Below are 19,256 nucleotides of genomic sequence, written 5' to 3' on the forward strand. Positions count from 1 at the left end.
AAGTTACTCTCCGCCCGGCTTCATGACCTCGAAAGGCACGTCGAAAAGAGTCGCGCCGAACTGCAAGTTTTCGACTGAATCGCGGCTTACGCTGGTAGCGGTCAGGTATGAAATCGGCACGTAAACCGCTTGCTCATGCAAAGTAGTCAACACGTCCTTGTAGAGCGCCTGCCGTTTGCCCTCCTCTACCGACGCCAATATTTCACCGATCTTCTGGTCAATGGCGGCCTTCATTGGCAGGCCTTTCTGTGCCTGATAATCCGCATGCCCGGCATAACGCATGGAGCTGACGAAAGAGTGCGGATCGTAGGGTGCTCCCCATGTCTCTGCGAAGATCATTCCAAAGCGACCATCACGCTGGCGCTCTACCAAAGCCCCCTCGTCCTCTCCCTTGAGAACCACATCGAAACCCAGACTACCCAGGTTGGCCTGAACAACCTCAGCCACACTCTTCTGTAGTGCATTTGCCCCATAGAAGCACAGCTCCAGGCGTAACGGCTGCCCATTCTTGTAGCGAATCTTCTCGCCTGGATTCAGTATCCAACCAGCCTGCTCCAGCGCCTCGCTAGCCTTCTCAGGAGAATAGCCATACGGCTTCAGGCCAACATCGGTATACGGCAGGTTGGTTGAGAAAAGCGTATCGGCCCGTGGTTCCAGGCCATACAGGACGTGCTTGACGATCGCATCCTTGTCGACGGCCCAATTGATGGCCTGTCGCACCGCCAGCTCATTGGTAGGCGCAAGGTTGGTATTGAGTGCAATGACCCGGGTCGCCAGAGGCGCTGAGATAGCCGTATGGTAGCCCACCTGTTTCAAGCGAACGAAAGTGTCGGCGGAAACCTCACCCTCGGAACCCTGGATCAGGTCAAGCTGCCCCGTCTCGAGCGCAATCGCCCGCCCACTCGGGTCAGGAATGACCTTAACCAGTACCTCGTCATAGGCAGGCTTTGGGCCCCAGTAATAAGGGTTGCGGGCAAAGCGATCAAACTCGCCTCGACGACTTTCAACCAGTTGCCAGGGGCCTGTTCCTATCGGCTGTCCAGGTTGAGCATTGGGCGCTGCAAACCGCAGGGGGCGCACCTGTGCCAACTCAAGCAGGGTAGGATAATAAGGATGCTTTAAAACCAGACGCAGCGTATGGGCATCTGGCGCTTCGGCATGATCGATGGTTTCAACCAGCTCCATCCAGGCATGCCGTTTGCGATTTGCCAGAACGGCTTCGATATTGGCTTTTGCCGCTGCCGCATCAAACACGCTGCCATCACTGAAGCGCACGCCATCGCGCAGGATAAACGTATAGGTCCGTCTATCCGGGGATATATCCCACCGGGTCGCCAGCCAGGGCTCGACACTGCCATCGGCCTTATAGCGTACCAGTGGCTCATAGACCATCGCCTGGGCATACATCTGGTTCGGTGAATAACCGCGAGGATCAAGCGGCCCGGCATTCGTCGGCCAGGAGTAGGTAAGCACCTCAGCTTGCGCCATAACAGGCAGAACCAATCCCGCTGCCAATAGAAGCACCCCGAGCTTTCTCTTGAAGCCAAGCTGATTCACACTCCCACTCCCGTTATGCGTAGACAAGCGCGGGAGAATAGTCAGGGAAGAGTATGATGTCTACGAGAAAACTTCATACTGAAGGTGATTGGTTTTTATGCAACGAGTAACGATTACACTGGATGACGACCTGTTGGCCGCTGTTGACGATCGTGTGGCGAGCCACGGTTATCAAGGACGCTCCGAGGCCATCCGGGACCTGCTGAGAGAAGGCATGCGCGAACCCGTCGCGCAGGATCTGCCAGCCGACTCCACCTGTATCGCCACCTTGAGTTATGTCTATGACCATAATGCTCGTGAACTCTCGAAGCGGCTGACCCGTACGTTTCATGCCCACCACGACCTTACACTGGCTACTTTGCATGTCCATCTGGATCATGGAAGCTGCATGGAGGTCTCAGTGTTGAAGGGAACTACCGCGGAGGTCCGAGAGCTGGCCCAGCATGTCACTGCAGAGCGTGGGGTACGCCATGGCAGAGCGTTCATCGTACCGATGCCCCCTGCCACTCATACCCATGAGCATGACCTCTAAAGCCTGTGGATAACTCTGTGCGCAGTTTCTGTATAGCCTGTAGGAAAAGCCCTGATACCAAGGCTTTTGGTAATTTTCAATAGGTGAATAAGAAAATTTCAGCCTTAGAAAAAAGCACTATAAAAAGGAGGCAGACCTGTCCTTATTAGGCCTTATCCATACATTGCTACTGATACTACGAAGCGATCATGGAAACAGACCGGTATCGTTCCTATCTTATCGAGAATGCAGTTGAACTCAGACGCGGCACGTTCACATCGCATAAAGGCCATTATGCCGGCACCCATGCTGGCTATTTTGCTGGCCGCTCTGGATCAAACGATCGTGGCGGTTTCGCTGCCGGCCATCTCTGCACAGCTCAATGATACCGGACTTCTAGCCTGGGTAATATCGGGCTACATGGTTGCCATGACCGTCTCGATGCCGCTCTACGGAAAGTTTGGCGACCTCTATGGCCGACAAAAGATGATGTCGGCAGCTTTCAGCCTCTTTACGGTAGCGTCACTCGCTTGTGCGCTCGCCCAAGACATGCCCCAACTGATCCTGGCCAGACTCTTACAGGGCTTGGGTGCAGGAGGGCTGATTGCCGTAAGCCAAGCGGTCATTGGCGACGTCGTACCGCCACGCGAGCGAGGCCGTTATCAAGGCTATATCAGCAGCATGTATACGCTGGCCAGTATCGCAGGCCCCGTATTGGGCGGCTTGATGACCGAGTATTTATCCTGGCGCTGGGTTTTCTGGATCAATTTGCCCGTTGGCATTGCCGGGCTCTTCATTTGTTACCGCGTTCTAGCCAGCCTTCCCGTGCCCGGCCGCAAGGCCATCATTGACTACCCGGGCATTCTGCTACTGGCTACCGGCCTTACTGCGCTTTTAATGGCTACAACATTGATCGGCAAAGGAGCGCCCTTAAGCAGCGGCTATCTTCTCTGGCTTGCCGCTGCGGCAATAACAGCTTTGACATTATTCGCATACCATGAGCAGCGCGCCAGAGAACCACTTCTGCCCTTACGCCTACTCCGGAACAGAACGGCCGGGCTCTGCTGTATGCTCAACTTCCTTACCAACTTCCAGGCCATAGGGCTAACGCTGCTGATCCCCTTATGGTTTCAAGCTGGCGCCGGCCATGACATGAGCAAAGCGGCACTGCATCTGATTCCGTTTGCAGCGGGCATTCCCTTGGGTGCCTTTACCTGTGGGCGACTGACCGCCGTGCTGGGACGTTATAAACCTCAGATCCTGGTGGGTACGCTAATCATGCCATGCGCACTAGTAATACTTGCCTTTATTGATCCGCGCAGCGGGTTACTGGCCGGCGGCAGTCTGTTTCTGGCAGGACTTGCAACGGGCATGCAGTTTCCCACTGCACTGGTTGCCGCCCAGAATGCTGTTCCACAGGCTGATATCGGGGTTATGTCCAGTACGATTTCGCTGTTTCGTTCACTAGGAGGTGCGGTAGGCGCCGCTGGCTTGTCTGCACTACTCTTGCTATGGCTACCCCCTATGCAGGGTTATGCGGGCTCCGTTGAAAACGTGCTGCTGACATACTTGCTAGGGTCAGCCGGTACGATCGATCCATTACGCCAAACGCTTCTTGCAACCTTTCATAAACTGTTTCTGGTATCGGCTGGGCTTTCCCTGCTCGCACTTGCCTGCGCCTTGTCTGTACCCGAGCGTCCCTTGCGCGGCCGGACCGACAAGGCAGATCGATGATCCAAGCGATACGCGGAGCGGTATATCGAGCACGCTCCATCTGAAGCACGTGAAGGAATCCAATGATCTTTCAAGCCGCAAAGACAACAATTGTCACTCAAGGTCTAACGAACAGGTTTCAAAAAGAATTTTCTAGAATTTGTAACAGATTCACAGCGACCTTTTATCCCTATGAGCACCGTTTATCGGTGTTGGAATACCTATAAAACTTGAACATCCGCCCACTTTTAACCATTAAAAGGTGATCCAATTCACCTTTTAAAACGACTATAACCACGCCTTCATCTTTTGCTCCTTGAATGAGTCGGTAACCACTTATCGAGGGCTTCAAAGTCAAGGAACCTTTGAATCTTCGGGCGGTCCTACCGACGGCTATAGTCACCGTTGAAGCATTCCCTGAGTCAGCGCGATGGAATCCTAAACACGTTCGGTTGTTATCGACTACGAATGTTCATCGATCGTTGTCCATGACTATTCGGTCCTGTTGAAGTTCGTGCATACGTTTATGCACAAGGATGGAACTATGAATTTTAAAGAACGTGGTATTTTACATTCGAATTCATCAGCGATCTCATTATCACATCGCTTGTTAGATTTAATGGTAATTTCCGGAACAGCTTATCTGGCTGGCTCCGTGATTCCTGGCGTCCCCATGAAACCTGAGCACTGGGTAATAGTATTCCTTGCTCTTTTGATATTTCATTTCCTGACAGAAATGAATCAAATGTATCTTTCATGGCGTGGCGAAAGAATATCCAATGAACTAATAAAAATATCAACTTATTGGGTATTAACATTCTCAACTGTTTTCATGGTTGATTATTTCTTCTTTAATGAATCCTTTTTAATCAGCAGTACCATGAAGGCATGGCTGGCTCTTTCATTGATTGGCCTGTGCGGATATCGGGTGCTGCTGCGCTCTGTTATGCACTCGCTGCGAAAAGCCGGTTTCAATACGCGCCGAGTAGCCATCGTAGGTGCCGACAAGATCGGTCAGCGTCTTGCCCATACAATCGACAGAGCGCCATGGATGGGCCTGCAACTGCTCGGTTTTTATGTCGAGAATCCGCTAGACCATCCCGAGCTCAACCGTAGCGAGCCCGGTTTTTCGATTCGTGGCAACCTGGAACAGCTGGTAGACGATGCGCGCGCCGGTTATATCGACAAGGTCTATATCACCCTGAGCATGGCGCACCAGGAGCACATCAACTGGCTGGTGCAAGAACTCAGCGATACGACCGCTTCGGTCTACATCATTCCTGACGTCTTCATGTTCCACCTGCTCCATGCCCGCAGCGAAAGCATCGATGGTTTGCCCAGCATCAGTATCTTCGATACGCCAATGGATGGTGCCAGCCTGATCGTCAAGCGTATCGAGGACATCGTTCTGTCCCTGATCATTCTGTCGATCATTTCCATTCCCATGCTGGTTATCGCCATTGGCATCAAGCTGTCCTCTCCTGGCCCGGTATTTTTCCGCCAGAAGCGTTATGGCATGGACGGCAAGCCGATCGAAGTCTGGAAATTCCGTAGCATGAAGGTCATGGAGAATGGCGAGAAGGTGACGCAGGCGACCAAGAACGACAGCCGCATCACACCCTTTGGCTCGTTCCTACGACGCACGTCACTCGATGAGCTTCCCCAGTTCATTAACGTACTGCGTGGTGAGATGTCGATCGTAGGCCCACGACCCCATGCGGTTGCTCACAACGAACAGTACCGCAAGCTGGTTCAAGGCTACATGCTGCGCCACAAGGTCAAGCCCGGTATTACAGGGTGGGCCCAGGTCAACGGCTGGCGTGGTGAGACGGATACCCTGGACAAGATGCAGAAGCGCATCGAGTTCGACCTGGACTACATTCACCACTGGTCCTTCTGGTGGGACGTCAAGATCATCTTCCTGACCCTCTTCAAGGGTTTCATCAACAAGAACGCTTACTGAGAACTGCTGCCGGACCTGACGACCGAAAAGTGATTCAGGCCGGCAACAGCTGAACTTTCTAAGGTAGAGATGTCAGAGCTTGCCTGATCGAATCCCAGTAGGAGTTCAGATGCGGAAGACATGTCAGGGTGAGCTCCAGATACGATTGGTAAATGCCATCAAGAGCATCTGATTTCCCGTCTGGAAGAGTTTTCATGATTAAGTCAGTTTTAGTGGTTTGCGTTGGAAATATTTGCAGAAGTCCAATGGCCGAAACGCTTCTAAGTGAAGGCCTGAAAGGGCGGAATATAGAAGTCAGTTCAGCGGGTATTGGTGCATTGGTAGGCCGCCCTATGGATAGTACGGCTCAAGAAGTACTAAGAGAAAACGGATTTGAGCTATCGACACATAAAGCTCGCCAGGTTGATGCAGAAATGCTTCGGAAGGCAGACCTTATTTTGACGATGGAAGAATTTCATTCTCGTTCTGTTGAAAGTATGGCGCCAGAAATCAAAGGGAGAGTTTTTCTGATTGGTAAATGGGTAAATAACCGTGAGGTACCCGATCCATACCGCCTCTCAAAAGAAATGTTCAAAGAAGTACATATACTTTTAGCAAAATGCGTAGATAGCTGGCTTCCATACATTAGATAAGGGGAAGAAGGAATTTCATGACCACGATGCCTCGTTTTACGGCCACTGAAGTTAAGAACGATACCGATATTAATTTCTCAGCACTGTTTGGAATCCTCGTTGATTACAAATGGCAGCTTCTTTCTATTATCGGTATCTTCACTTTCCTCGGTATTGCTTATGCCATGCTGGCTACGCCCATGTATGCATCCAATGCAATGCTGCAGATCGAAGAAAAGAAAGGTGTAACACGCCTGACTGATCAAACATCCGGCATGCCACCGCCACTTCCGGAGGCAGTGACTGAGATCGAGTTGCTCAAATCCCGTCTGGTGATTGGCAACGCGGTCAAGAATCTGCACCTGGATGTTGTCGTAACGCCCAAGTACTTCCCTATTTTTGGTGGCTATGTCGCTCGTCATTTCAAAGCTGAAAGCGAAGACGAAGTTGCCTCCCCTGTTCTGGGCCTGAACAGCTTTGCCTGGGGCGGTGAGGATGTAGAAGTTGCTGAGCTGCGCGTCCCCGACAGCGCCCAGGACAAGCCTATGACACTGAAAGTCGAAGAAAACCAGAGCTTCACGGTTTTCGATGCCGACAATCAGATTCTGCTGCACGGCACTGTCAACCAGCCTGTCGAGCAGGATGGCTATTTCATCCAGGTCAGCAAGCTGCAAGCACGTCCCGGTACTGAATTCACAGTCATGAAGAAGCGACTGTCCAGAACAATTCAGGAATACCAGGGCCGCATCAGCGCAGGCGAGCGTGGCAAGCAGTCAGGCATTCTGTCCGTTGCCCTGCAGGACTCCGATCCTCTGCGTGCTCAGCGCATTGTTCAAGAAGTGATCGATCTGTACGTTGCTCAGAACATTGACCGCAACGCAGCAGAATCGACTCAGAGCCTTGAGTTCCTGCGTAGCCAGATTCCTTCTGTCAAGAAAGAACTGGAAGACGCGCAGCGTGCGCTGAACGAATATCAGACCAACCGCCGCTCTGTTGATATCGACAGCGAGACCAAGGGTGTTCTGGATCAGATCGTTTCGCTGGATGGCCAGATTTCCGAGCTGAACCTCAAGCGTGTTGAGATGAGCCGCAAGTTCACCACTCAGCACCCGGCATTCCAGGCCGTACTCGGCCAGCTGCGCCAGCTTGAAGTTGAAAAGGACAAGCTTGAGAAGCGCGTAGGCAATCTGCCTTCCACTCAGCAAGAGCTGCTCCGCCTCAAGCGTGACGTTGACGTGACCAGCCAGACCTACACCCTGATGATGAACAAGGTGCAGGAGCTTGATGTTATCCGTGCTGGTACTGTCGGCAGCGTGCGTATCATCGATAATGCAAACGCGAACATTGATGATCCTGCAAGCCCCAACAAGCCGCTGATCGTAGTTGCTGCACTGGTTCTGGGCTGCCTGCTGGGCCTGGCCGTTATCTATACCCGCCATACCCTCAAGCGCGGTATTGAAACACCTGAAGCCATCGAGCAGTTGGGTCTGCCGGTTTATGCTTCGATTCCGTACAGCCGCAACCAGTCCGAATCCGAAAAGCTCTTTGGCCGCGGCTCCCGCAAGATTGGCGAATCGGCGCTGCTGTCCATCGCTCATCCTACGGACCTGAGTACCGAGGCGCTGCGTAGCCTGCGGACCAGCCTGCACTTTGCGATGATCGAGGCTAAGAACAACATTCTGATGATCTCCGGCCCAAGCCCGGATGTCGGTAAGTCCTTCGTTTCGTCCAACCTGGCAGCTGTTATTGCCGAGTCGGGTCAGCGCGTTCTGCTGATCGACGGGGACATGCGCAAGGGCTACATGCACAAGATCTTCAATGTGAAGCAGAAAGACGGTCTATCCGACCTGCTGAGCAATCGCATTGCAATCAACGATGCCATCAAGAAGACCGAAGTCGACATGCTTGATTTCATGTCTTGTGGCCAGTTCCCGCCAAACCCTTCCGAACTGTTGATGAGCCATCGCTTTACCACTGTTCTGAAGCAGCTCGGCGACCTGTATGACATCGTGATCATCGATACTCCGCCGATCCTGGCCGTAACCGAAGCCGCCATCATTGGCGCCCATGTAGGTACCAGCCTGATCGTCGCCCGCTTCGGCATGAACAGTGCCAAGGAGCTGGAGGCTACCAAGCGTCGCTTTGATCTCAATGGTGTACCGCTCAAGGGTGTGATCCTGAACGCTGTAGAGCGCAAGGCTTCCAACTATTCCTCTTACGGTAACTATCAGTACGCCTATGAGAGACCAAGCAAGAGCTGAAGCCTGTTATAGGCAGCAGCGCTTGCAAACATGGAATGGGACTAAAAAGCACCATGCATAGCATGAGAAAGCTTCAATTGAACGATGAAGCATAAAAGTCCACAGGTAGGAGCTCTTTTGAGCTCCTACGTTATTTCAAGGCTTTTGACCGTTTCAGATCAGTAAATTGATTTTCTAGGCTAAAGGGATATCGAAATGAACGTTGCAATGGTGCTGAACTACAAAGCTCCGCAAGAAAGCATTTCCTGCGCTGAAAGTATTCTTAATTTTTGTAAGACAATCGATCATGTCGTCCTGATAGATAACGACTCCAAGGACGGCTCTTACGAAACGATGAAACAATGGAAAGAAACCCATAACGTAGACCGGGTTTCCGTTATCGCCAGCCCTGTTAACAGCGGCTATGCCGGTGGTAACAACTTTGGAATGAAATGGGCACGCGAACAGTTCAAGGTTGAGAACTTCTGGATTCTCAACAACGACGCCTATGTTAAAGACGATGCCTTCAAGCCGTTACTGGATAAGATCACGGCTGACAAGAACACCATTGCCGGCTCGGTCATTCTGAGTTCTCAAACAGGAAAGATCGAATGCTATGGTGGCGGGATCATGTATCCCCTGCTAGGCAAATCCAAGCTTCTCGGCAAAGGGCTTTCCATTGATGAGATCGGCCAGCTCAACCGTGAGCCGGACTACATCATGGGCTGCAGCCTGGCCTTCAACGCCGAGATACTGGATAAGGTTGGCTACATGGACGAATCCTACTTCATGTACTCCGAAGAAGTGGATTGGCAGCACCAGGCGAAAAAGCACGGTATTGCACTGTATGTCGCACCGGATAGCCAGCTCTATCACTATGGCTCAATGAGCTCAGGCGGAAAGTCCGAGTTTTACTACTACTTCCGTAACCGTGCAGCCACTCGCTTCAATAAGAAGTTCTATGGCTCACCGTATGCACTCATGTCTGCGGTTTTCCTGTCCGGCATAACCGTATTGAAGGAATACAAAAGTCCAAAGCTGGCCTGGTCTGGTATCAAGGGCGCGTTCAAAGGGGCAACAATGCATGTCTAATGGAGTAGTAAGCCAGGCATTCGGTATCGACTTTTTCCTGGGCACCAAGGATGAGCTACTGAAGCATATTTCAGCCAGCCTGAAAAAACCCTACACCTATATCGTTACGCCAAACATTGATCACGTTGTCCAGTTCCAGGAAAACGAGAATCTGCAAAAGGCGTATCGCACCGCTGACAAGCGTGTCTGCGATAGCCGTATCCTGTCGCCCTTGCTCAAATCCCTGGGCGTTGAGGTCAAGGAAGTAATCACGGGCAGCGACCTTACGGTCTCGCTTCTGAAGAAAGCCGACCAGGAAGACTTGTCCATTACGCTGATTGGCTCCGAAGAAAAGGACGTGGTAAAGCTCAAGGCTTTGTATCCACGTATCCGGTTGAATCATTACAACCCTCCGATGGGCTTTATCAACAAGCCTGACGAAGTGCAGAAGTGCCTCGACTTCATCTATGCCAACCCTTCGGACCTCATTTTCTACGCGGTTGGTGCGCCACGGCAGGAAATGTTGGCCAGCATGGTCGATGCTACCAAGCGTACAGGCGTTGGCCTTTGCATCGGGGCCTCGATTCTGTTTGCTACCGGCAGCCTGAAGCGAGCGCCGGTCTGGATGCAGAAAGCCCGTATCGAGTGGCTGCATAGAATGCTATCGGAGCCCCAGCGTCTGGTGCGTCGCTATGTTCATGACGCCACCCATATTCTTCCTATCTATCTCAAAGAAAGATCAGGAAGACGAAGCAGTGAAGAAGTAAATTAATCGATTGCGACTGCATTTTTTGGCCAGTCTGAGGACAGGGAAGACAGCCATGCTGGATGGAATGCAACGTTACGCTGGATGGGAAGCGATATGAGAGCAGTAAGCAAAAGCGGTGCCTACTTCATATTATTAATTTTCGTCTTCGTATTACATTTTGGTATTTTCGAAGAAACCCCCCATAACCCGATTGGCATCTTGTATGTCAGCGAGTTGTATCTGGTTATTTGTCTGGCGTTTACAGCCTTCTATGTACTGGCGTCCGTGGGAAAAGAGCAAAAGGATTTGAAAATCCTTTTAACTTATTGCGCCTACTCGTCGGTTATCTTCATTCTGCTGCCAGCGATTTTCTCGAATCTCTACTATGGGCAACCATTGATATACGGGATTATCGAAGAGCGTCGCATACTGTATTGCTTCACTTTTTCCGTCATGCTTTACCTCGCCCGGAACATGAGTGCTGCCCAATTTGAAAAGGCGTTCCTGTTTGTAGGTTTCATGGCGTGCATTCTGGCCTGGATGTTCAAGTTCTCCGTATTGCCGGACCTGCGGGATAAGGTGGCGTCCTTCGACCGGCCAGACCGCTCCTCGATCGGTGCACTGGCGCAGTGCCTGGCTTATTTCTATTGCATTCAGGTATGGAACAAAGGGATATCGCCCATTGATGGCTCGCCCAGGTCCAAGACGCCTTATATTGTGTTCGCCTGTTTCATTTTGCTGACTCTGGTCTTTGCAACACAAACGCGCCAGCTGATCTTCCTGTCCCTTTGCTTCACGCTGCTTTGCCTGAAGAGCAAGTCGGTTATCTGGATCGTGGTATCGGGTATTTTGGTTTCTCCTCTCTACCTGTTCCCGGATCTGCTGAAAGAGCTGGGACTCAATCTTGATTTCTATGCCGAATCGCTCGAAAACGGTCCAACCGATAATGTCCGTGAACAAACCATCGGTTATATCTTCGGCCATTTGCACGCGAATAACTGGTTACCCAGTGGCTCCTTGTCCCTGATGTGGAACAATGGCTTTATCCCTCACTTTGGCGAGTACTTCTTCCTTTCCGACGTTGGGATATTCGGTACGCTGTTCAGATTCGGCTTCCTGGCCTTCCTGATCGTCCCACTGACCCTGTTCTGCTATTACTACTTCGCCAAGCGCTTACACAGGGATACCAGCTTCACCGTTACCGCCCTGCTGGCGTATATGGTGATCTGGCCGCTTCAGGGTATCTTCGAATATATGCAGGCAACGATTGCGTTCCTGCTCGTGATCCAGGCACTCAAGGCCTACCACCGAAACGTGGAGAGCCCAGCGCTGGATTCGTATGTTGAAGAACACCCACTGATGCAGCCCAGCTTTAGATAGCCCCCTCCCCTGCATGTCTGTCCGACCAGGGCAGACATGCCTTCTGCAAAAAGAGCCCTCCATGACAATGCTGAAAAACAGCACCTGGAATATTCTGGGTGTAGTCATTCCAAGCCTTATCGCACTCCCTACCATGGGTGTTCTTTCTCGAAAGTTAGGTATCGAGCAATTCGGCCTGTTTACACTAGCGTTTGCCATTGTCGGTTATGCCACCATTTTTGACGCGGGACTGACACGCGCCGTCATACGAGCCGTGGCCATGCACCATGGCAATGTCGAAAAGAATAAATCCGTTATCGCGACCGCTACCTATGCTGTGGTCGGTCTGAGCGCACTCGCGGTGCTCTTGTTATGGCTGGGCGCAGGAGAACTCGTTTCCCTGCTACACGTTTCGGCAGAAAACGTTGACGTTGCGGTGGCTGGCTTCAAGTGGCTAAGCCTTTCGATACCGCCCTTTCTACTCACCATGATCTGGTTTTCCTATCTGGAAGGAAACGAACGGTTTGCAGAATTCAACCTGTTACGCACCATCACCAACTCCATTCTGGCTGTTTCCCCCCTGGTAGCCGTGCTGGTCGATGAGTCTTTTACCGCGACGGCAATAGGACTTGTCATCGCCCGCCTTATTTCGATGGCCGTGGCGTTCATTCCATGTTGGCGAGAATTTCCGCCGGGCTTTTACCGATTTGAAAAGAGCGTTTTCAAGGAACTCTTTGCGTTTGGCAGCTGGATGACTGTGAGCAATATCATCAGCCCTGTCATGGTGTATTTTGATCGTTTTATCCTGTCCAACATGGTCGGAGCCCAGCGCGTTTCCTTTTACACCGCGCCCTCTGAAGCCATCTCACGCATGCTGATCATTCCCAATGCTGTCGCTCGGGTTATCTTCCCGCTTCTAAGCAAGCGTTCGGCGGATGCGACTGCTCAGGCCAATCGAGCGTTCTGGGCCCTGCTCGCCGCCTGTGTAGTCATGGTGCTACCTCTATTCATACTCGCCCCCATGGTCATGACTTTATGGATGGGACCGGAATATGGTCAGGAAGGCGCGCAGGTGCTGCGTATTCTCCTGATTGGCTTCATCTTTAACGCGCTGGCACAGATTCCCTTTGCGAAAATCCAGGCGAAGGGCCATTCGAAGATCACCGCTTTTATCCACCTGGCTGAGCTTTTGCCTTATATAGGCTTGCTGGTCGTGTGCATACACCTATTTTCTCTTCAGGGAGCTGCCATTGCCTGGTCGATCAGGGTGGCTGTTGACTTCATTGCTCTGGAAGTTATGTCACGAAAAATCAGCTAGTGGCTTATTGACATATAACGTCAGGATAAAGCCAAAAATTGGATCGATTTACTTTTAAAAAGAGTGTTTCCACAAAAGTGAACTAATTTTTTAAGCTTCTGTCACAGCCTGCGCTGATATGTATGGTTTGGTTGGATACGGAGCTGTTACGAATTATCCAGCGCCAGGCGCGCCACAGGCCTACATGATTCATAAAGTTTCTTATGCCCAAACACGTTCTGACGCTTATAAATCGATCGATACGAAGTTTTTAAAAACTTTTTTACAGCGATCAAGGAAGAAAATAGATGAAACGTACCTTTACCCTTGCACTACTTTCTACCCTGCTTCTGCAGGGCTGCGTATGGTCTCCAGGCCAATACCTGCACCGGGACGATTTGAAGACCAACGGCTCCATTGAGGGGACAAAGGTTGAGCTGATTCCTATCACATCGGCTTATTTGAAAAGTCATGACTCCGTTAACCCGACTGCAGATACTGGGAACTGGCAGGAATTGCTCAAGTATCATCCAGCGGCTTATCGTGTAGGCAAGGCGGACCTGCTGTATATCACTGTATGGGATCACCCCGAGCTAACCGCTCCTTCTGGTGCCCAACAGCAGATCGAGGCGAACGGTCGACTGGTACGTCCTGACGGTACTATTTTCTATCCGTACGTTGGCACCCTGACAGCAGAAGGCAAGACGCTTGAGGAGATCCGTAAGGTCATCTCGACTCGTCTGGCGGCCTTTATCGACAATCCTCAGGTCGACGTGAGCGTCCTGCGCTTTGGCAGTCAGAAAGTCACCTTGTCAGGTGCTTTCACCAAGGGCGACTCCATTCCGCTGACAACTGTGCCGATGACTTTGGTTGAAGCACTAGGACAGGCAGGCGTTGACACCCAGACAGCTGACCTGAGCGGCCTGACCCTGGTACGTGACGGCAAGGAGTACCGCCTGGATGCCGATACCCTGAACCGTAAGGACTCCAAGCTGTACGGCGTATACCTCAAGGATGGCGATAGCATCCACCTACCCTACAACGATAACCGCAAGGTTTACGTGATGGGTGAAGTGGTAAGCCCACTGGCAGCCAACTTCAAGACCACTAGCCTGACGCTAATGGACGCACTCGGCCAGGCAGGCGGCCTGAACCAGGAAACTGCCGATGCGGATGAAGTGTATGTAATCCGTGGTCCGGAGAATTTTAATTCTTCCCCAACTGCAAAGGCTCAAGTGTTCCACCTGAGTGCTTCCTCGCCGACCGCTTTCGTTCTGGCACAGCACTTTGCACTACAGCCGCAAGACGTTGTATTCGTAGGTCCTGCCGGAATCACCCGCTGGAACCGCTTCGTCAGCCAGCTGCTGGGCTCTTCAAACGTGCTTAGCTCCACCGCAAACGCCAAACAGAACTTCAACTAAGAAGCCTTCTGGACGATCAAAAAGCCCTTCGTTTGAAGGGCTTTTTTATGCCTTAATAAATTCCTCGGAACCGCCTTACTGCTACTGGAGGCTCCCTTACAGGTATTAATGCTCAAGACAGGCTTGGCTGAACCTTTAGCCATAGCTGCTACATATGTACTTACAATAACTACCTGCAGCACTCAGCCGATACCGGGTCAAGTCAAGACGCGGCACTCTGCGAAGGAATCTTTATAACGAAGTTATTTGGCAGGCATAAAAAAGCCCAACGTTAGTGTTGGGCTTTTTGCTATTACATGCCTTAACTAAGCGAGACTTTTTCCTGCAACTTCATTGCAGGCTTCTTCTTTGACTGTATACCAAAGAACGCTAGATTAAGCAGACTAAAGCGACCGACTGCCTTCTTAAGGGCTACTGGCAGGATAAGTCCCAGAATCATACTAACGGTAAAGGTAATCCACACATCATGGATTGCCAGCTTGTTCAGTACGATACGGCTGCCCGCAGTTCCAAATACATGGAATAGGTAGATTTCAAAAGAGAAATACCCCAGCCACGCCAACGGTTTGAAATAGACCCGGCGGGTAATGATCATGTAAATGGCAGTAATCCCCAGAGCCGTCCCTATGTAATCCATTCCACGATCACTGATGGAAAGTTGATTCCACAGATAGGCCTGATCAATGACAACCAATGCCGCCAGCACGACGCCAATCACTAGCTGTTTTGAAGCGGTATTCAACTGGTCGGAGAAGCGATAAAGCCCCAGCCCCAACAGAAAGAAGGGCAGCAATTGGATGGCCTTGTACAGGCAGAAGAAGTCCGGGAATACTTCGTAGTGCAAGGAGCCCACCAGGGCGATACACATGATGATCAAGTAATTCCTGAGAGAGGACAGCAGGCTGAACTTCTCCATCAAGGCAATCATGACAAAGATGCAGAAGATGGACTGCAGGAACCAGAAATGGGCATAACTGAAGAAATAGATACCGAATACATCGCTCCATTCCGGCTTCGTATTGGTGTTGGGCACCAACGCTTGCGAGATGAAGAAGAGCGTTGAGACAACGATCATCGGGATCAGAATCCGGCGAAACTTGCCCTGGTAGAAACGCGGCAGGGAGCTTGCGGAAGTAACGGGTCTCAGGGCATATACATACCCGGAGATGGCCGTGAAGAGCGGCATGCGAATGTAAACAAGCGAGTCGTAGAGATAACGGAGGAATGAGTCATCTGCGACTTTCATTCCCTGATCACCCGAACTGCCAATAACGTGACCGGCTACCATTAAAAATAGCGCCAACCCCCTGATCGTTTCGATCCTTAAATCTTTTTCGGGTTTGGTAGTGCTCATTAGGCGCCCTTCCTTAAATCAATACATATGATATCGCTCGGATATCGACCACTATTAATCTACTGACCTGAGAGGATAGGCCACAGAAAGCCCTCCATTTTTATATTCACTCAATACTTGGCTTGTATTTGAACTGAATCACTTTCTAACTGCCATATGCTGACTAATGTGCAGCTTTTAAGCTCGGAAGGATGCAGTAGTTTTCAATTAATATTGCGTCTCTTCATTGAAAACCTGTGAAATAGAGCTCGCCAGGTCGCTCAATTATCTTTTGTATCTGCCAGTGTCAAACTAAGCGACATATCGATATCGTATTGATATCAGACTTCAGCGAACTCAAGCAGGATAAGGACAGATCAATACCCTTATTGTTCGGGTTTATATATTTTTTTTGAGTGAAACTCATTACAAATAGATAAACGGGACTGTTTTGATGGCGGGCGTATCTGCAACGGTCCGCATTTTAGCCGCATGCCGTGACAGATACGCTATGAGCATTATGCGTTAGACGAATGCTTTACCGTCCAGGACTGCTTTACGCCACCGCACGATATTGACCTTTTCTGGCAGGCCAACCTGGCTGAAGGGATCCTGTGCCAAAAAGGCCTCGGCTTCTTCGCGGGTTTCGACATCCACGATGTAGACACTTCCGCTGGCGTTTGCCCCTTCGTCGTCAAGCTTGGCTCCACAGGCGAGCAGCTTGCTGGCATTTTCACGGAGGAAATCCAGATGGGCAGGACGGTTGTCCTGGCGCAGCTGGGTAGTGTTGGGCTTGTCCCAGGTTTCGATCAAAAAAGGCATGGCGTTTTCCTTGGTTGATAGCGTCTCCCTAGCATACCTGTATGACCAGGCCCTGGGTAAAGCGTATCGATCAAGGAGGCATGTCCTTATGCCTCGCCAACCGCGTTATGCCGCGCGGAACAAAGCGTGCGGATCAATCACAAACTTCTTGGGTACGCCCGCATCAAATTCGCTATAGCCCTTGGGTGCATCATCCAGGGTGATAACGTCGACACCTACAATGTCAGCAATCTTCATGCGGTCCCACATGATGGCTTGCATCAGCTGTCGGTTGTACTTCATGACAGGCGTTTGCCCGGTATGGAAGCTATGGGATTTAGCCCAGCCGAGGCCGAAGCGAATGCTTAGGCTACCCTGCTTAGCCGCCTGGTCAGCTGCGCCGGGATCTTCCGTCACGTAGAGGCCTGGAATCCCGATCTTGCCGGCGACACGTGTAACACCCATCAGTGAGTTAAGGACTGTGGCAGGTGCTTCGTGCTGTGATCCGGAGTGACCATGGCCGCGGGCTTCGAAACCGACCGCATCCACGGCGCAATCCACCTCCGGCTCGCCTAGAAGTGCCGCAATTTGTTCATGTAGGGGCGTGTCTTGGGATAAGTCAGCAATTTCAAACCCTTGTGCTTTGGCATGAGCCAGACGTACCGGATTGACGTCACCCACGATGACGACCGCAGCGCCCAACAGGCGCGCTGAAGCAGCGGCGGCTAGGCCGACAGGACCTGCGCCGGCGATATAAACGGTACTACCCGGTCCGACGCCCGCCGTGACGGCTCCGTGGTAGCCGGTGGGCAGAATGTCCGAAAGGCAGGTCAGGTCGCGGATCTTTTCCATGGCCCGATCCCGGTCAGGCAGCTTGAGCAGGTTGAAATCGGCATAGGGCACCATGACATATTCCGCCTGGCCACCGACCCATCCACCCATGTCGACATAGCCATAGGCACCGCCAGCGCGGGAGGGATTTACCGACAGGCAGACGCCGGTGTGTTGCTCTTTGCAGGTACGGCAGCGGCCACAGGCTACGTTGAAGGGGACGGAGACCAGATCTCCTACTTTGAGGTTTTCCACCCCTTTGCCCGCCTCGATGACTTCTCCTGTGATTTCATGGCCCAGTACGAGACCCTCGGGGGCTGTAGTACGGCCACGCACCATGTGCTGGTCGGAGCCACAGATGTTGGTGGAGACGACTCGCAGGATCACACCGTGGTCGATTTGACGTCCCTGGGGCGTTTCCATTTTGGGGAAGGGAATGTTCTGTACTTCGACTTTACCAGCGCCCAGGTAGACGACGCCTCGATTGCCTGACATACGCGTTTCCTCTTGTTGTTGTAGTGAGCCCATGAGTGGGCGGTGGTTCATGGAAAGCAGTAAAACATTGAATCCGATAAGGTATCGCTGCGCTTGAACCCTCCTGCGACGGGTATGTTGAGCGTAGAAAGCACGAGCCGAACGTCAATCAAAGCGTGCGATGAGCGCACAAAAGTGGCAGGTTCTGCTTTTGTAATGGTTATCGGCTGGACTGGATTTGATGGGTATCCCGTTGCTCAACCCTCCTACAGGCCACGCTCCATTGCATTATCCGGCGAGCCTTGATTCATCGCGCTGCCAGAGCCCTCTAGAAGGCTCAACCTATCCTTTCGAGAAAAGCGCTTGTAGTGACATGGAGGGTGGCGGTTACAGCACCACCGTCCGGTTGGCATTTAGGAAGACGCGGCGCTCCAAGTGATATCCCACGGCTCGGGCCAAGGTCAGGCATTCGATATCTCGGCCCTTGGCAACGAGATCTTCCGGGTAATACGCATGATCCACGCTCTCTACGCCCTGCGCGATGATTGGCCCTTCGTCGAGGTCATTATTGACGTAATGGGCGGTGGCACCGACCAGCTTTACCCCCTTCTGATAGGCCTGATGGTAAGGCTTGGCGCCCTTGAAGCCTGGCAATAGGGAGTGATGGATGTTAATTGCCCAGCCATCGAGACGACGGCACAACTCGGGCGAAAGCACCTGCATGTAGCGTGCAAGCACGACCAGTTCCGCCTGGGAATCCTGCAGCACCTGCCAGACGCGGGCTTCCTGGGCAGGTTTGTCGTGGGGGTCCAGCGGAAAGTGGTGATAGGGAATGCCATGCCAGCGGGCCAGGGGTTCAAGGTCAGGGTGATTGGAAATCACTGCGACCACATCCATCGGTAATTGGCCGATGCGCTGGCGATAGAGCAAGTCGTTCAGGCAATGATCGGCTTTAGAGACCATGATCACCACCTTTGGGCGGTAGCCTGGCGCGGTCAGCTCCATTTGCATGTCGAACGGTCCCAAGGCATCGGCAAGACCGGCACGAAAAGCAGTCTCGTCGAAGGCAGTCGGCGCCTTGAACTCCACGCGGATAAAAAAGCGCGCGGCCAAGCGGTCATCAAAGGAGTGATGCTCGGTGACGTAGCACTGCTGCTCGAACAGAAAGCGGGTCACGACGTCCACGGTCCCCAGTCGGCTTGGGCTCTGGGCAGTGAGAATCCAGGTATCAGGGGTGCGGCTCATGGATAGCTACCGAATAGGTTGGATGTTGTGGGTTAAATAGCTTGGGGCCAGGGACACAGGTATCGCTGCGCCCCACGCACC

General features: G+C 52.0%; 15 protein-coding genes. 10 read left to right on the forward strand and 5 right to left on the reverse strand.

Annotation, left to right across the window (positions count from 1 at the left end; translation table 11 throughout):
* Positions 1 to 3: 3 nt before the first annotated feature.
* On the reverse strand, positions 4 to 1,557 hold the full coding sequence (gene nikA, locus AC4LF3_RS18865; RefSeq protein ID WP_491836157.1) for a nickel ABC transporter substrate-binding protein: 1,554 nt from the start codon (positions 1,555 to 1,557) through the stop codon (positions 4 to 6).
* 97 nt (positions 1,558 to 1,654) lie between these two features.
* Between nikA and nikR the strand changes: the two genes are divergently transcribed.
* The 10 genes from nikR to AC4LF3_RS18915 all read left to right on the forward strand — a co-directional run bounded on the left by nikR (position 1,655) and on the right by AC4LF3_RS18915 (position 14,491).
* On the forward strand, positions 1,655 to 2,089 hold the full coding sequence (gene nikR / locus AC4LF3_RS18870; protein WP_010796159.1) for a nickel-responsive transcriptional regulator NikR: 435 nt from the start codon (positions 1,655 to 1,657) through the stop codon (positions 2,087 to 2,089).
* 225 nt (positions 2,090 to 2,314) lie between these two features.
* On the forward strand, positions 2,315 to 3,802 hold the full coding sequence (locus tag AC4LF3_RS18875) for an MDR family MFS transporter (RefSeq protein ID WP_491836158.1): 1,488 nt from the start codon (positions 2,315 to 2,317) through the stop codon (positions 3,800 to 3,802).
* A gap of 523 nt (positions 3,803 to 4,325) precedes the next feature.
* Positions 4,326 to 5,744 carry an undecaprenyl-phosphate glucose phosphotransferase gene (locus AC4LF3_RS18880; RefSeq protein ID WP_010796161.1) on the forward strand — a complete coding sequence of 473 codons (1,419 nt, stop codon included), beginning with the start codon at positions 4,326 to 4,328 and terminating at the stop codon, positions 5,742 to 5,744.
* A gap of 194 nt (positions 5,745 to 5,938) precedes the next feature.
* The gene (locus tag AC4LF3_RS18885) at positions 5,939 to 6,376 is read left to right on the forward strand and encodes a low molecular weight protein-tyrosine-phosphatase (RefSeq protein WP_491836159.1); all 438 of its coding nucleotides are present in this window, start codon (positions 5,939 to 5,941) and stop codon (positions 6,374 to 6,376) included.
* 17 nt (positions 6,377 to 6,393) lie between these two features.
* Positions 6,394 to 8,616 (forward strand): polysaccharide biosynthesis tyrosine autokinase, encoded by a 2,223-nt coding sequence (locus tag AC4LF3_RS18890; RefSeq protein ID WP_010796163.1) that lies wholly within the window; start codon positions 6,394 to 6,396, stop codon positions 8,614 to 8,616.
* Positions 8,617 to 8,811: 195 nt separating this feature from the next.
* Positions 8,812 to 9,687: a glycosyltransferase family 2 protein gene (locus AC4LF3_RS18895; protein WP_010796164.1), complete on the forward strand. Its 876-nt coding sequence runs from the start codon at positions 8,812 to 8,814 to the stop codon at positions 9,685 to 9,687.
* A complete protein-coding gene (locus tag AC4LF3_RS18900) occupies positions 9,680 to 10,438 on the forward strand; it encodes a WecB/TagA/CpsF family glycosyltransferase (protein ID WP_019367272.1) in 759 nt (252 codons plus the stop codon). Before AC4LF3_RS18895 ends, AC4LF3_RS18900 begins: the two co-directional genes overlap by 8 nt.
* Before the next feature lie 90 nt (positions 10,439 to 10,528).
* Positions 10,529 to 11,794: a hypothetical protein gene (locus tag AC4LF3_RS18905; RefSeq protein WP_232235442.1), complete on the forward strand. Its 1,266-nt coding sequence runs from the start codon at positions 10,529 to 10,531 to the stop codon at positions 11,792 to 11,794.
* A 61-nt stretch (positions 11,795 to 11,855) separates the two neighbouring features.
* A complete protein-coding gene (locus tag AC4LF3_RS18910) occupies positions 11,856 to 13,091 on the forward strand; it encodes a flippase (RefSeq protein WP_122041355.1) in 1,236 nt (411 codons plus the stop codon).
* A 287-nt stretch (positions 13,092 to 13,378) separates the two neighbouring features.
* On the forward strand, positions 13,379 to 14,491 hold the full coding sequence (locus tag AC4LF3_RS18915) for a polysaccharide biosynthesis/export family protein (protein ID WP_286789024.1): 1,113 nt from the start codon (positions 13,379 to 13,381) through the stop codon (positions 14,489 to 14,491).
* Positions 14,492 to 14,792: 301 nt separating this feature from the next.
* On the opposite strand, the gene AC4LF3_RS18920 is transcribed toward AC4LF3_RS18915, so the two are convergent.
* The 4 genes from AC4LF3_RS18920 to purU form a co-directional block, all read right to left on the reverse strand.
* Complete coding sequence (locus AC4LF3_RS18920) at positions 14,793 to 15,845, reverse strand: acyltransferase family protein (RefSeq protein WP_010796169.1); 1,053 nt, start codon at positions 15,843 to 15,845, stop codon at positions 14,793 to 14,795.
* Positions 15,846 to 16,349: 504 nt separating this feature from the next.
* Positions 16,350 to 16,646 carry a YciI family protein gene (locus tag AC4LF3_RS18925; RefSeq protein WP_019367267.1) on the reverse strand — a complete coding sequence of 99 codons (297 nt, stop codon included), beginning with the start codon at positions 16,644 to 16,646 and terminating at the stop codon, positions 16,350 to 16,352.
* 105 nt (positions 16,647 to 16,751) lie between these two features.
* Positions 16,752 to 17,951 carry a formaldehyde dehydrogenase, glutathione-independent gene (fdhA, locus tag AC4LF3_RS18930; protein ID WP_491836160.1) on the reverse strand — a complete coding sequence of 400 codons (1,200 nt, stop codon included), beginning with the start codon at positions 17,949 to 17,951 and terminating at the stop codon, positions 16,752 to 16,754.
* 366 nt (positions 17,952 to 18,317) lie between these two features.
* The gene (gene purU / locus AC4LF3_RS18935; RefSeq protein WP_181123646.1) at positions 18,318 to 19,175 is read right to left on the reverse strand and encodes a formyltetrahydrofolate deformylase; all 858 of its coding nucleotides are present in this window, start codon (positions 19,173 to 19,175) and stop codon (positions 18,318 to 18,320) included.
* Positions 19,176 to 19,256 lie beyond the last annotated feature (81 nt).

Source organism: Pseudomonas sp. C2.3V, assembly GCF_058536325.1.